This is a genomic window from Caulobacter sp. GW821-FHT12A07, assembly GCF_058807655.1.
Map to the genome: position 1 here is coordinate 60,757 of NZ_JBXAQX010000016.1, position 13,442 is coordinate 74,198.

Here is a 13,442-nt window from a genome sequence, read left to right on the forward strand (position 1 = left end):
GGGGATTTTACGGGTGAAGGGCGTGCTTCAATGCAGCACGCCCCGTCGCGCCTGCCAGCCGGCGTAGAGCATGAACAGCGCCAGCAGCACGGCGATCACCGCGCTGGTGACGGCCATCTGCTGGCCCATCACCTTGCCGCCGTCACTCAGCACGTAGGTGTAGACGAGGCTCAGCAGGAAGGCCGCCAGCGACGCGGCGAACACCGGCGCAGACAGCCTGTTACGCAGCAGGATCAGCACCGAGGCGGCGAAGGCCCCGAACACGCCGATCGCCCATACAGCGGTCATCCAGCCCGGCATCCGCTGGTAGTGATCGATCTGGGCCTGGGTCATGCCGGCGCTGGCCATGTAGGCCGGCCCCTGCGCCATGCTCATCACGAAGTCGAAGACGCCGACGGAATTGAACAGCACCGCGACCGCGCCCACCAGCCACAGGTGCCAAGGCGTCTTGCTCTTGATCTGGCTCATCATGCCCTCCCCAGGTCATGGTTTTCTTCTGGGGACGAGACTGCCTCAGGCGGCCCGGCGGCGATAGAGATAGTCGTCCGGCAGGCCCATGCGCCGCGAGGACTCGACGGCCGGCGAGCCCTTGATCGGCACCTTGTCGGCGCTGGCCCCGGCCAGGCGCACCAGGCGCCGCTCGACGCCGTTCAGCTGCCAGGTCTCGCCCAGGCCCAGCCGCGCGCGCACCTCGACCGGGGTGATCGCCACGGCCGCCCGCACCAGCGGCTTCTGGATCAGCCGCAGCGGCCCCGGCAGCAGCGGCGTGGCCGTCATGATGTGGAGGAACTCAAAGACGATGTCCGAGGGCTCCAGGCTGGGCAGCATCAGGGCCATCTGCCGCTTCCATTCGGCCTCGCTGGTCGGGGCCCCGGTCGCGCCGTAGAGCCGCGCGCCGGGGGCGGCCTCGGCGAAGGCGGCGTCGCGCTCGGCCGCCGTCAGGGCGTGGGCGTAGGCGTGATAGGCCTCGATGAAACCGAAGCTGGCGGTGGCCTGCACCCAGTCGAGCAGCACCGGGTCGTTGGCCTGGTAGGCGACGCCGCCCGGCGTTTCCCCCGTCACATGGCCGTGCATGCGCACCACGCCGGCGATCATCTTCTCGGCCGTCTCGCGCGGACCATAGACCGTGACCATGGCCGCGAGACCCGTGCGCTTGAGGCGCTTCAGGGGCTCGGCCTTGAAGCTGGAATGGTCCCAGACGCCCGAGCGCACGCGGGGCTCCGCCAGCTCCAGCAGCACCGCGGTGATGCCGCCGACGAACAGCGACACCGGGTTCTTGAACACCCGCCATGACACCGAGTCCGGCGCGATCAGGGCGGCCGCGCCCGGCGGGGCGGAGAAGTCGATCGCCGGTCCCCCGTCCGGCGTCAGCAGTCGCGCGGCGGCCCGCGAAAGGGGATCGGCCATCAGTTCACCCGTCGTTCGCGCCCGACCCAGTAGGGCTCGCGCAGTTGGCGGCGCAGGATCTTGCCCGAGGCGTTGCGCGGCAAGGCCTCGACGAAGTCCACGCTCTTGGGGGCCTTGAAGTGCGCGATCCGCGTGCGGGCGAAGGCGATGATGTCCTCGGCGTCGGGCGTGATCCCGGGCTTGGGCGCGACCACCGCCTTGACCGCCTCGCCCCACTTGTCGTCGGGCACGCCGATCACCGCCACCTCGGCCACGTGCGGATGGCCGTAGACGGCGCTTTCCACCTCGGCCGGATAGATGTTCTCGCCGCCGGAGACGATCATGTCCTTCACCCGGTCGTGGATGAAGAGGTAGCCGTCGTCGTCCAGATAGCCGGCGTCGCCGGTGCGCAGCCAGCCGTCGGCGTCGATGGTCGCGGCGGTGGCCGCGTCCAGCTTCCAGTAGCCGGCCATGTTCGAGGCGCTGCGCACGGCGATCTCTCCGACGGTGTTCGCGGGCAGAACGCGCCCGGCCTCGTCGAGGATGCGAAGTTCGACGCCCGGCATCGGCAGGCCGGCCGAGCGCATGCGGGTGTTGCCGGCCGGGTCGTGGTCTTCCGGCGGCAGATAGACCACCGTGCCGGTGGTCTCGGTCATGCCGTACTGCTGGACGAAGCCGCAGCCGAACACCTCGATGCTCTCGCGCAGCAGATCTAGCGGGATCGGCGCGGCGCCATAGAGAATGTAGCTCAGCCGCGAATAGTCGATCTGGCGGGCCCGGGGCAGGCGCACGACGATCTGCAGGGCGGCCGGCACAAGGAACATCTTCGACACCCGGTCGTGCTCGATGAAGTCCAGCACCTTGAAGGGATCGAACTCCCGCGCCACCACGCCCTTGGCCCCGTTGAACAGGCCCACCAGCCCCCAGCCGGTGCCGCCGATATGGGCCACCGGCATGGCCACCAGGCTGACGTCGTCGGGACCCCAGACGTTCCAGGGCATCGCCGTCTGTTCGGCGGCGGCCTTGCGCATGGCCAGCAGGTTGTCGTGGGTCAGCATCGCGCCCTTGGGCTTGCCCGTCGTGCCCGAGGTGTAGAGCTGCAGCACCACGTCGGAGGGGCGCAGCGGCACGGCGGGATCGGCGTCATCCTGGGCGTCGCGCCAGGCGGGGAAGGCCGGCAGGTCGCCGCCGCCTTCCATCGCCACCACGGGCGGCTGGGGTCCGGCCAGCAGCTTGGCCACCTCGCCCACGTGCTCGACCAGCTCGCGGCCGACGAAGACCATCTTCGCCTCGGTGTCGGCGACGATGTAGGCGATCTCGGCCGGGGCCAGGCGCCAGCCGACCGGGGCCATCACCACCCCGGCCTTGGCGGCGCCGAGCAGCAACTCGAAATAGCTGTCGCTGTTCTTGCCGACATAGGCGATGCGGTCGCCGGGCTTCAGCCCCTCGGCGATCAGGGCGCGGGCCACCTGGTTGGTGCGGCGGTCGAGCTGGGCGAAGCTGGTCTCGCGCCCCTCGAAGGCGAAGGCCACGGCGTCGGGCCGCACCTGGGCGTGATAGCGGGGCACGTCGCCCAGCGTCGGCATGCGAGCGAAATCGACGGCGTCCTGGATCATCGCTGCTCTCCCGGTGAAGCCGTCTGACGCGGCCGTTCGAAGAACATGGTTTTCGGCGTGACCCCGGGTAAGTCAACGTCGGGTGGAGGGGCCGAGTCGAAGACCGGTGGAATGGCGCGTTGAGTCGTCCCCGCGACCGGCCGTAAGCTGTGACTCGAAAGCCGCGAGGAAAAGCACACCCATGACCAGCTTCCTCCTGCGCCGCGAGCAGCGCGGCCTGCTGATCTCGGTCATCCTGGGCCTGGTGGTCGCGCCGCTGCTGCTGCTGCTGACCACCTGGGAGATCCAGCGCGAGTTCACCCGCGGCCGCATGCTGCGCGACGCGGTCGACCACTCCTACGAACAGCGCATGCAACTGCAGACGGTGTTCTCGCTGATGCAGGACGCCGAGACCGGCCAGCGCGGCTTCGTCATCACCGGCCAGGATCGGTTCCTGGAGCCCTACGACGCCGCCCAGCGCCGCCTGCCCAGCCAGCTTGCCTCGCTGCGCGCTCTTCGCCAACGAGACGTCGGCGACCTGATCGCCAACGACGATCCGGTCTTCGATCGCCTCGAAGCCCTGATCGAGCAGAAGCAAAAGACGATGGCCGAGGGCATCCGCCTGCGCCGCGAGCAGGGGCACGACGCGGCCCGCACCCTGATCTCCAGCGGCAAGGGCAAGGTGATCATGGACGAGATCCGCCTCGTCACCCGCGAGCTCCAGGCCTCCGACAAGGCCGCCCTCGACCGCCGGATCGCCGCCAACGACGCCCTGACCCTGCGCACCGAACGCCTGACCCAGACCCTGTTCGCGGTGCTGGTGGTGTTCCTGCTGGCCGCCTTCATCCTGCTGTCGCGCCAGATCCGCGCCCGCCAGCAGCTGTTCACCGTGGCCCAGGCCACGGCCGGGCGGCTGGACGCCATCCTCGACAACGCCCAGGACGCCGTCATCACCCTCAATCCCAGCGGCACCATCGAGACGGTCAACAAGGCCGCCGAGACCATGTTCGGCCTGCCGCGCGAAACCTTGGTCCGCCGGGCGCTGTCGCAGTTCGTGGACCTGCCCGACCGCGGCCAGCTGTTCGTCCAGCACCTGGCCGGCGGCGACGACCTGTCCAAAGGCGTGCTGCGCGAGTTCGTCGCTTACCGCACCGATGGGAGCACCTTCCCCGTCGAAGCCTCGATCGGCCTCGTCCGCCTGCCCGAGGGCGAGCGCATCACCGCCTCGGTGCGCGACATCTCCGAGCGCCGCCGGGTGGAGAAGCTGAAGGCCGAGTTCGTCTCGACCGTCAGCCACGAGCTGCGCACGCCCCTGACCTCGATCGCCGGGTCGCTGGGCCTGCTGGTCGGCGGGGCGGCCGGCGCCCTGCCCGAACGCGCCGCGCGCCTGCTCGGCATCGCCCACAGCAACTGCCAGCGGCTGGTGCGGCTGATCAACGACATCCTCGACATCGAGAAGATCGAATCCGGCCAGATGGAGTTCGACCTCCGCCCGCTCGACCTCGGCGAGCTGGCCCAGCGGGCGGTGGACGGCATGGGCGGGCTCGGCGGCCAGATGGGCGTGGCCTTCAAGCTCGACGTCGCGCCGAACCTGCCGCCGGTGCGCGGCGACGCCGACCGCCTGACCCAGGTGGCCGCCAACCTGCTGTCGAACGCCGCCAAGTTCTCACCGCCCGACGGGGTGGTCGAGGTCAGGGTCTACGCCCCGCGTCCCGACCTGCTACGCTTCTGCGTCCGCGACCACGGGGCCGGCGTGCCCGAGGCCTTCCGCGACCGCATCTTCTCGAAGTTCGCCCAGGCCGACGCCTCCGACACCCGCGCCAAGGGCGGCACGGGCCTGGGCCTGGCCATCTCGCGCGAGATCGTCCAGCGCCACGGCGGCCGGCTGTGGTTCGAGTCCGAGCCCGGCCAGGGCGCGACCTTCCAGTTCGAGCTGGCGACCGTCGAGACCCGCCCCAGGACGATCGAGGCGAGCGACGGCGGCGCCCGCGTCCTGCTGTGCGAGGACGATCCCGACATCGCCGAGATCCTGTCCCAGGCCCTGCGCGAGGCCGGGGTGCGGGTGCACACCGTCGGCGACGTGGCCTCGGCCCGGGCGGTGCTGGAGATCGGCGGCTTCGACGCCTTCGTCACCGACGTGCGCCTGCCCGACGGCAGCGGCCTCGACTTGCTGCGCCGCCTGCGCGCCGACGCCAACACCCGCGACATCCCCGCCCTGGTGATCTCGGCCGAGGCCGCCGAGGGCCGGGGCGAGGCGCTGGACGTGGTCGACTGGCTGCAGAAGCCGATCGACCTGGAGCGCCTGCGCACCGCCGTCCATCGCGCCGTCAACGGCCATGCCGACACCCGACGCATCGACGTGCTGCACGTCGAGGACGACCGCGACGTCCACGCCGTGGTCCGCGACGCCCTGCTGGACCGCTGCACCGTCCGCCACGCCGACAGCGTGCGGACCGGACGCGCCGCCCTGTCGCTGGCCAGGCCCGACGTGGTGATCCTCGATCTCGGCCTCGGCGACGGCAACGGCGTGGAGCTGCTGGGCGATCTGCACGACGGCGACGATCCGGTTCCGGTCATCGTGTTCTCGGCCCAGCCCATCGAGGACAAGGCCCTGGCGGCCTCGGTCGACGCGGTGCTGACCAAGTCCAAGACCACTCTGGACCAGCTGGCCCGAACTGTGCGCAAGCTCGCCGCGGACGCCGATTCCAAGAGACGCCGATGACCGACCTGAAGCTCCTTTACGTCGACGACGAGGCCGACATCCGCGAGGTGGCGACCTTCTCGCTGGAGCTGGATCCGGGCATCGAGGTGCGGGCCGCCGACGGCGGCGCCGAGGCCTTCGCCATGCTCGACCGCGACGCCTGGCGCCCCGACGTGGTGCTGCTGGACGTGATGATGCCCGACATGGACGGCCCGGCCGTGCTGGCCAGGCTGCGCGAACGGGGCGACCTCGACGGCGCGCCGGTGATCTTCATCACCGCCCGCGCCCAGGCCGAGGAGCGCGCCCGCCTGCTGGGCTTCGGCGCGGCCGACGTCATCACCAAGCCCTTCGACCCGATGACCTTGGCCCAGGACGTGCGGGCGATCCTGGCGCGATGAACGACCCCCTCGCCCCGCTGCGCGCCAAGTTCCTCGCCCGCGCGGCGCAGGACCTGGCGCTGCTGCGCTCGGACGAGGCCTCGATCAAGGACCGCCACTACGTCGTCCACCGCCTGGCCGGCGCGGCGGGCGTGTTCGGCTATGGCGAGGTCACCGAACTGGCCCGAGAACTGGACGACCTGCTACTGGCCCAGGGCGACGCCCCGCCGGAGGCGTTTTCCGCGCTGATTTCGGCGCTGGAAGGCCTGGAAGCCTAGCCCCCCGCCCATTTTCATCGAAATCGGCCGCGCCTTAACGTTATAGGCGGGGTTGCGCCCGATTTTGCCCCCGAGTTCGAACGGGACGAGCGGGTACGGCGTCATGTTTGCAGTAAAGCGTTTCGAGGGCGAGGCGAGCCAGACCCGTCTGCTGCTGTCGCTGATCGCCGCCTACGCCGTCGCCATCGCCTATTGCGACCTGCTGACCCGGGGCCCGTCGGGCATGGCCTCGATGTGGCCCTGCAACGGCCTGCTGGCCGCCGGACTGATGCTGCTGACGCCCGGCCGCAGCGCGATCCTGCTGGTGCTCAGCGCCGCCAGCCACCTGCTGCTCGACGGCCTGGGCGGCACGCCGCCGGCCATGACCGTGCTGTTCACGACGCTGGACTCGACCGAGGCGGTGCTGATCGCCCTGGTGCTGTCCAAGGCCTTCGGCGGGCCGCCGCGGCTGAAGAACCTGGGCCGCGCCGCGCGGGCGGTCGGCCTGGCCCTGCCAGTGACGGTGACCCTGGCCGTGGTCGGCGCCTTCGCGACCGCGCCGATGCTGCACGTGCCCCTGCCCGTGCTGATCAAGAACTGGCTGTTCATCAACATCCTGGGCATGAGCGTCGGCCTGCCCGCCGCCCTGATCCTGTTCGATCCCCGGATGAAGCGCGGCTTCGAGCGCTCGCCCTGGGAGAAGGCCGCCTGCTACGCGGCGGTCGGCGTCGCCGCCCTGGCGGCGTTCGGCCGCCCCGGCCACACGCTGCCGTTCCTGGTGTTCCCGGCCGGGGTGCTGGTGGCCTTCCGGCTGGGCCCCAAGGGCGCGGCCTGGTCGACCCTGATCACCGCCGCCATCGCCACGCCGCTCAGCGTGCTGGGCATCGTCGCCGAGGCCGCGACGAGAGCCCAGGCGTCCGAGCGCGCCCACGCCCTGCAACTGCTGGTCAGCGCCCTCTTCTTCACCTGCCTGGCCGCCGCCCTGGTGCTGGCCAACCAGCAGCGCCTCAAGCAGCTCCTCGTCCGCCGTCAGGCCCTGGCGCGGCAGGCCCAGGCCCGCGCCCAGGCCGCGAGCCTGGCCAAGACCGAGTTCCTGGCCACCATGAGCCACGAGATCCGCACGCCGCTGAACAGCGTGCTGGGCTTCACCCGCCTGCTGGCCGACCGCGACGACCTGGCCCCCGAGGCCCGCCGCCACGTCGCCCTGATCAACGGCTCCGGCGGCGCCCTGCTGACCCTGGTCAACGACGTGCTCGACTTCTCGCGGGTCGAGGCCGGCCGGGTCGAGCTGGAGATCGCGCCGGCCCGGGCCGAGACCGTGCTGCGCGACGCCGCCGCCATCGTCGCCCAGGACGCCCAGGCCAAGGGCCTGGCGCTGGAGATCGAGGTCGTCGGCGACGCCGATCGCCACCACGGCCTGGACGGCGCCCGCCTGCGCCAGGTGCTGCTCAACCTGCTCAACAACGCCGTCAAGTTCACCCCCGCCGGCAAGGTGACCGCCCGCCTGATCGTGACGCCCGGTCCCGACGGCGACCACCTTCGGATCGAGGTCAGCGACACCGGCATCGGCGTGCCGCCGCAGCTGCGCGACCGGCTGTTCAAGCGCTTCTCGCAGGGCGACAGCTCGGTCACCCGCGCCTTCGGCGGCGCGGGTCTGGGCCTGGCGATCAGCAAGGCGCTGGTCGAGCTGATGGACGGGCGGATCGGCATGGAGGCCAACGCCGACCAGGGCTCGACCTTCTGGATCGAGCTGTCCGCCGAGGCGTGCGACGCGCCGCGCCACACGCCGCTGGCCGCCGCCGGCCGGATCGCCGGGACCCGCGTCCTGCTGGTCGACGACCACCCGATGAACCGCGAGATCGGCGGCGCCTTCCTCACCCTGGCCGGCTGCGAGGTGACCACCGCCGACAACGGCCGGCAGGCGGTCGAGATGGCCCAGGCCGGCGGCTTCGACGTCGTGCTGATGGACATCCACATGCCCGGCATGGACGGGCTGACCGCCACCCGCGCCATCCGCGCCCTGCCCGGTCCGGCGGCTAGCGTGCCGATCATCGCCATGAGCGCCGACGCCCTGCCCCAGCAGGTCGCCCAGTGCCGCGAGGCCGGCATGGTCGACCACGTCGCCAAGCCGATCCAGAAGGACCTGCTCTACGCGACGATCGAGACCTGGGCGGGGGAACGCGAGGCGGCCTGACGCCTGTCCCTCGCTCGTCATGGATCTGGGGTCGAAAAACCCAAGTTCAAGAATTGCCGGCCGGCGAATTATGCGCAGGTTGTAGCGCCTTCGACGCGGGGCCGCGGCCCCATCGACAAGGGCCCCGACCATGACCTCCACGACCGCGTTCTATCACGGCACGAAGGCCGACCTGCGAACCGGCGACCTGATCGGCGCCGGCTACGCCTCCAACTACGGCGCGGGCCGGACGGCGGCCCATGTCTATTTCAGCGCCACCCTCGATGCGGCGACCTGGGGCGCGGAACTGGCCCGGGGCGAGGGGCGCGGCCGCATCTACATCGTCGAGCCGACGGGTCCGTTCGAGGACGACCCCAACCTGACGGACAAGAAGTTCCCCGGCAATCCGACCCTGTCGTACCGCACCAGGGCCCCCCTGCGGATCGTCGGCGAGGTGACCGACTGGACGGGCCATCCGGCCGAACAGCTCCAGGCCATGCGCGACCACCTGGCCCGCCTCGACGCGCAGGGGATCGAGGCGATCGAGGACTGAGGCTTCCTGGCCCCGGCCCTTTTTCTCCGAGTATCCCCGCGAAGGCGGGGAACGGCGGAGTTGGGGTGGCATGAGGGGCGTAGCTTCGCCCCCATCCGCCGCAACCCGCCCCAGGCCGCTGTCGCAGTCCCCGCCCGCCGGCCATCACGCCGGCCATGGACAGCCTCTTCTCCCCCGCCCTCGCCCTGCATGTGACCTGCGGCTTCATCGCCGTGGCCGCCGGCCTCGTTCCGCTGCTGACCCGCAAGGGTTCGCGCCTGCACCGGCTGTCGGGACGGGTCTATGTGGCGGTGATGGGCACGCTGCTGGCGGCGGCCTGGGTGATGACGGTCCTGCACTTCAACGCCTATTTCGCCGCCCTGTCGGCGACGGCCAGCATAGGCCTGTTCTCCGGCTTCCGGGTGCTGGGCCGCAAGCGCCCCGACCTCGATCCGCGCCAGCGCGCCCGGCCCCTGGACTGGGCGGCGGCCCTGGCCGTGGTCGCCATCGGCGCCTGGGTGGTGGTCCTGCTGCTGACCGGCGCCTCGAAGAGCCCGCGCCTGCCGACCCTCGGCCTGGCCTACGCCGCCTTCGCCTTCGGCGGCTGGGACCTCTGGCGGTTCGCGCGGCCCGCCGGCTGGCCGTTCAGCCCCGACCTCTGGACCTACGAGCATCTAGCGAAGATGCTGTCCGCCTACGGGGCGGTGATCAGCGCCTTCTCGGGCAACTTCCTGACCTTCCTGCCGACGCCATGGAGCCAGCTCTGGCCGACCCTGCTGTTCCAACCGCTGGCCATGGGCTGGATCGCGGTGCTGATCATCCGGCGGCGGCGACCCCCATTGCCCGCTTGATGGGCGCCCGCTTGATGGGCGCCCGCTTGATGGTCGCCCGCCTGAAGGCCGCCCCGACCAGCGCCTGGGTCTGGGCCTTCGTCGCCTACAGCTGGACCATGACCACGGTCAGCGCCGCCTGGTTCGCCCGCCGGTTCGCCGCCGATCGCGGCGAGGCGCTGGGCGTCGTCCCGTCGCTGGTCTGGCAGGGCTCGATCTACGCCGCCTGGCTGCCGGCGGCGGCGATCGTCTGGCTGATCCTACGCCGGTTCGGGGCCGGGGCGCGCGGCGTGGCGGCGAGCTTAGTCGCGGGAGCCGTCGTGGTTCCGGCGGAAGCGGCGATCTCCAGCCTGGTCGACGCCGGCTTTCTCGGCGCGGGCGATTTCGGGGCGCGGATGCTGGGGCGCACGCCGGTCTGCCTGCTGCTCTATTCGGCCATCGTCGCGGTCGGGCTGGCGGCCGTCCACCACCGCCGCGCCGCCGAGGCCAGGGCCCGCAACGCCCTGCTGGAGAGCGCCCTGGCCGAAGCTCGCGCCGTCTCCCCCGCGCCCGAGAGCGAGCGGCTGATGGTGATGTCGGGCGCCCGGCGCATCCCGGTCGAGGTTTCGGCCGTCGAGTGGTTCGGCGCGGCCGACAACTATGTCGTCGTCCACTGGGCCGATCGCGAGGGGGCCGGCCGCGAGGGCCTGCTGCGCGCCACGCTCCAGGGACTGGAGACGCGGCTGGACCCCCGCCTCTTCGCCCGCGCCCATCGCTCGAGCCTGGTCAACCTCGCCCACGTGCGCGAGGCCCAGCCGCTGTCGGACGGCTCCTGGCGGCTGACCCTGGCCAGCGGCGGCGAGGTGGTGACCAGCCGGACCTATCGGGACGCGCTGCTGGAGCGGCTGGGCGGTCGGGGCGGCTGAGCAGCTTCACCGCCCTCCCCCTTTTTCCCGTCATTCCCGCCCTTGTGGCGGGAAACCCTCTGTCAGCCGCAAGGGCAGTTGGGGCGACGTGCTCAGCACGTCGCTTGCGCCTCACTTGCGAGCGGAACCAGGGGTTCCCGCCACAAGGGCGGGAATGACGGGAGGATAAGGATCAGATCGCCACCCTACTGCCCCGGGCATGCCACGTGCGCATCCGTCGGTTCCAGGCGGATCTCGCGGAAGGCCAGCTTGAAGCCGGCCTGCGCCGACAGCACCACGGGCGAGGAGATGCGGCTCATGTCCGCCCCCGCCGCCTTGAGGCACGAGAGCTTGATCTGGGTCTTGCGCCACTCGCCCACCGGGGCCTCGGCGAAGATCTTCGTCACATCCACCCCGCCGGCGCAGCCCTCGCCGCACGACACCGAGAAACCCACCGGACCCGCAGCCTTGGCGTCGACGCGGTAGGTCAGGGCGATCGACAGGTCGCCGGTGGTCTGGCGGGTGAGGTCGGCGGGCGGGCCGTTGACCAGCAGCGCGCCGGGACCGGTCCAGGCGGCCAGGCGGGCGTCCTCCTGGGCGGCGGCGTCGATGGCGGTCAGGGTCACCCCGCCGGCCGTCGACAGCAGCCACGGGGCCGGCGAGCGACCCGCGACGAAGTACTTGTCGACATTGGCGCTGGCGCCGCTGACGCCCGACACTTCCGACAGCTGCGCCACCTTGCCGGGCTTGGCGTAGGACAGGCCGTAGCCATAGGCGAATTGCGGGTCGTAGCCGGCGTCGCCATGGTTCAGCGGCCCCTGGTCGGCGCGCCCCGGCCAGCTGAACGACAGCTTGCCGGTGAAGTCGCGCCTGGACTTGCCGTCCTTGCCGGCCATCAGCACGTCGGCGATCCCGCCGCCTTCCGAGCCCGGCAGCCACGCCGCGACGAAGGCGTCCGAAGCGTTGATCTCCGGGTTCGCCCACAGCGGCCGGCCGCTGAGGAACACCGCCACCACCGGCACGCTGGCGGCCTTGAGCTTCTTTAGCAAGGCCAGATCGGTCTTGTCGCCCGGCTGGTATTCCAGGTGCTGCAGGTCGCCCTGGAACTCGGCATAGGGCGTCTCGCCGAACACCACCACGGCGACGTCCGGCTTGTCGGCGAATGAGCCGTCCTTCGACAGGGTCGCCTTGCCGCCCGAGGCCTCGACGGCTTCCTTCAGGCCGCTCCAGATCGACTGCGCATTGGGGAAGTCGGCGTTGGTGTTGCCCGTGCCCTGCCACGACAGGGTCCAGCCGCCGGCCGCCTTGCCGATGTCGTCGGCGTCGCCGGCCACCAGCACCTTCGCTCCTGATTTGATCGGCAGCACGCCGTCGTTCTTCAGCAGCACCAGCGACTTGGCCACCGCCTCGCGGGCCAGGGCGCGATGGTCGGGCGCGCCGACGCGCTCGAAGCGGCCCTGCACCGGCGGGGCGACGCGGTCGAAGAGGCCGGCCTTGAGCTTGACCCGCAGGATCCGGCGCACGGCGTCGTCCAGCCGCGCCATCGGGATCTCGCCGGCCTCGACCTGCTTCAAGGTATTGTCGAACAGGCCCTGCCAGCTGTCGGGGGCCATGTACATGTCGAGGCCCGCGTTCAGGGCCTGCGGGCACGAGACGTTGGAACAGCCGTCGACCTGGCCGTGGGCGTTCCAGTCGCCGACCACGAAGCCGGTGAAGCCCAGGCGGTCCTTCAGCACGTCGGTCAGCAGAGTCTTGTTGCCGGTGTGCTTGACGCCGTTCCAGCTGGAGAACGAGGCCATCACCGTCAGGATGCCGGCGTCGATGCTGGGCGAGTAGCCCTGGGCGTGCAGGCGGACGAGGTCGGCTTCCGACACCGCCGCGTCGCCCTGGTCCTTGCCGCCCGTGGTGCCGCCATCCGCCAGGAAGTGCTTGGCGCTGCCGGCGATGTGGCCGGCCTCCAGCGCCTTGCCGGAAACCAGCCTGCCCTGCAGGCCCAGCGTCATGCGGCCGGCGTAGCTTTTGACGATCTCCGGATCCTCGCCATAGCCCTCGTAGGTGCGGCCCCAGCGGTCGTCGCGCGGCACGGCCACCGTCGGACCGAAGGTCCAGTCGCCGCCGCTGACCGCCACCTCCTCGGCCGTGGCCTTGCCGATGCGCTCGATCAGGTCGGGATCGCGGGTAGCGCCCAGGCCGATGTTGTGCGGAAAGAGGGTCGCGCCGACCAGGTTGTTGTGGCCGTGCACGGCGTCGATGCCGAACATGATCGGGATGGCCACGTGGCCGTCGCGCTGTTCGAGCGACACCGCCCGGAACAGGTCGATGAAATCGGCCCATTCCTTGGCTATCGCCTTGTCGTTACCGTTCGGACCCGAACTGCCGCCGGCCAGGATCGAGCCCAGCGGATAGTCGCGCAGCTGTTCGGGACGGATCGAGCCGATGTCGGCCTGGATCGTCTGGCCGACCTTCTCGCGCACCGACATCCTGGCCATCAGCGCCGTGATCTTCGCTTCCGTCGCCGCGTCGGTCAGGGCGGCGGGGCTCCTGGCCGCCGGCCAGGCGGCGACGTGGGCCGCGGCCTTGCCCGCCGGCGTGAGCGTCTGCGCGCCGGCGAGACCGGTCAGGCTGGTGGCGGCCAGCAGGGCCAGGGCGGAAACACGGAACGGCGTCACGGCGACCTCGATCGAAAAAGAGGCGCGGCGGCAAAGGG

11 protein-coding genes are annotated in these 13,442 nt (G+C 71.2%); 7 read left to right on the plus strand and 4 right to left on the minus strand.

Annotated features, from left to right (window positions below):
• Positions 1-27: 27 nt before the first annotated feature.
• The 3 genes from AC1RRS_RS23625 to AC1RRS_RS23635 are packed head-to-tail and all read right to left on the minus strand — an operon-like array spanning position 28 to position 2,999.
• Positions 28-468, minus strand: a complete 441-nt coding sequence (locus AC1RRS_RS23625) for a hypothetical protein (RefSeq protein ID WP_492857327.1) — start codon at positions 466-468, stop codon at positions 28-30.
• Between the two features lie 45 nt (positions 469-513).
• The gene (locus tag AC1RRS_RS23630) at positions 514-1,407 is read right to left on the minus strand and encodes an oxygenase MpaB family protein (RefSeq protein ID WP_492857328.1); all 894 of its coding nucleotides are present in this window, start codon (positions 1,405-1,407) and stop codon (positions 514-516) included.
• Positions 1,407-2,999: a fatty acid--CoA ligase gene (locus tag AC1RRS_RS23635; RefSeq protein WP_492857383.1), complete on the minus strand. Its 1,593-nt coding sequence runs from the start codon at positions 2,997-2,999 to the stop codon at positions 1,407-1,409. The genes AC1RRS_RS23630 and AC1RRS_RS23635 overlap by 1 nt, the downstream gene beginning before the upstream one ends.
• 184 nt (positions 3,000-3,183) lie before the next feature.
• Here AC1RRS_RS23635 and AC1RRS_RS23640 point away from each other — a divergent pair, with 184 nt between their 5' ends.
• The 7 genes from AC1RRS_RS23640 (at position 3,184) to AC1RRS_RS23670 (ending at position 10,756) form a co-directional block, all read left to right on the plus strand.
• Positions 3,184-5,703, plus strand: coding sequence for a CHASE3 domain-containing protein (locus AC1RRS_RS23640; RefSeq protein ID WP_492857329.1), 2,520 nt, complete (start codon positions 3,184-3,186; stop codon positions 5,701-5,703).
• Positions 5,700-6,080 (plus strand): response regulator, encoded by a 381-nt coding sequence (locus AC1RRS_RS23645; protein WP_110119282.1) that lies wholly within the window; start codon positions 5,700-5,702, stop codon positions 6,078-6,080. The genes AC1RRS_RS23640 and AC1RRS_RS23645 overlap by 4 nt, the downstream gene beginning before the upstream one ends.
• Positions 6,077-6,337 carry an Hpt domain-containing protein gene (locus AC1RRS_RS23650; RefSeq protein WP_492857330.1) on the plus strand — a complete coding sequence of 87 codons (261 nt, stop codon included), beginning with the start codon at positions 6,077-6,079 and terminating at the stop codon, positions 6,335-6,337. Before AC1RRS_RS23645 ends, AC1RRS_RS23650 begins: the two co-directional genes overlap by 4 nt.
• A gap of 103 nt (positions 6,338-6,440) precedes the next feature.
• A complete protein-coding gene (locus AC1RRS_RS23655; protein ID WP_492857331.1) occupies positions 6,441-8,510 on the plus strand; it encodes an ATP-binding protein in 2,070 nt (689 codons plus the stop codon).
• Between the two features lie 130 nt (positions 8,511-8,640).
• Positions 8,641-9,042: an NAD(+)--rifampin ADP-ribosyltransferase gene (arr, locus tag AC1RRS_RS23660; protein WP_492857332.1), complete on the plus strand. Its 402-nt coding sequence runs from the start codon at positions 8,641-8,643 to the stop codon at positions 9,040-9,042.
• Between the two features lie 155 nt (positions 9,043-9,197).
• Positions 9,198-9,872, plus strand: coding sequence for a DUF2306 domain-containing protein (locus AC1RRS_RS23665; protein WP_492857333.1), 675 nt, complete (start codon positions 9,198-9,200; stop codon positions 9,870-9,872).
• A gap of 14 nt (positions 9,873-9,886) precedes the next feature.
• Positions 9,887-10,756, plus strand: a complete 870-nt coding sequence (locus AC1RRS_RS23670; RefSeq protein ID WP_492857334.1) for a LytTR family DNA-binding domain-containing protein — start codon at positions 9,887-9,889, stop codon at positions 10,754-10,756.
• 185 nt (positions 10,757-10,941) lie between these two features.
• On the opposite strand, the gene AC1RRS_RS23675 is transcribed toward AC1RRS_RS23670, so the two are convergent.
• Entirely contained in the window at positions 10,942-13,404 is a 2,463-nt protein-coding gene (locus AC1RRS_RS23675; protein ID WP_492857335.1) for a glycoside hydrolase family 3 protein, read from the minus strand.
• Positions 13,405-13,442: the final 38 nt, after the last annotated feature.

Coding starts and splice junctions, on each gene's coding strand:
- AC1RRS_RS23625 (WP_492857327.1), bottom strand. CDS start 468: ATGAGCCAGATCAAGAGCAAGACGCCTTGGCACCTGTGGCTGGTGGGC.
- AC1RRS_RS23630 (WP_492857328.1), bottom strand. CDS start 1,407: ATGGCCGATCCCCTTTCGCGGGCCGCCGCGCGACTGCTGACGCCGGAC.
- AC1RRS_RS23640 (WP_492857329.1), top strand. CDS start 3,184: ATGACCAGCTTCCTCCTGCGCCGCGAGCAGCGCGGCCTGCTGATCTCG.
- AC1RRS_RS23645 (WP_110119282.1), top strand. CDS start 5,700: ATGACCGACCTGAAGCTCCTTTACGTCGACGACGAGGCCGACATCCGC.
- AC1RRS_RS23650 (WP_492857330.1), top strand. CDS start 6,077: ATGAACGACCCCCTCGCCCCGCTGCGCGCCAAGTTCCTCGCCCGCGCG.
- AC1RRS_RS23655 (WP_492857331.1), top strand. CDS start 6,441: ATGTTTGCAGTAAAGCGTTTCGAGGGCGAGGCGAGCCAGACCCGTCTG.
- arr (WP_492857332.1), top strand. CDS start 8,641: ATGACCTCCACGACCGCGTTCTATCACGGCACGAAGGCCGACCTGCGA.
- AC1RRS_RS23665 (WP_492857333.1), top strand. CDS start 9,198: ATGGACAGCCTCTTCTCCCCCGCCCTCGCCCTGCATGTGACCTGCGGC.
- AC1RRS_RS23670 (WP_492857334.1), top strand. CDS start 9,887: ATGGGCGCCCGCTTGATGGTCGCCCGCCTGAAGGCCGCCCCGACCAGC.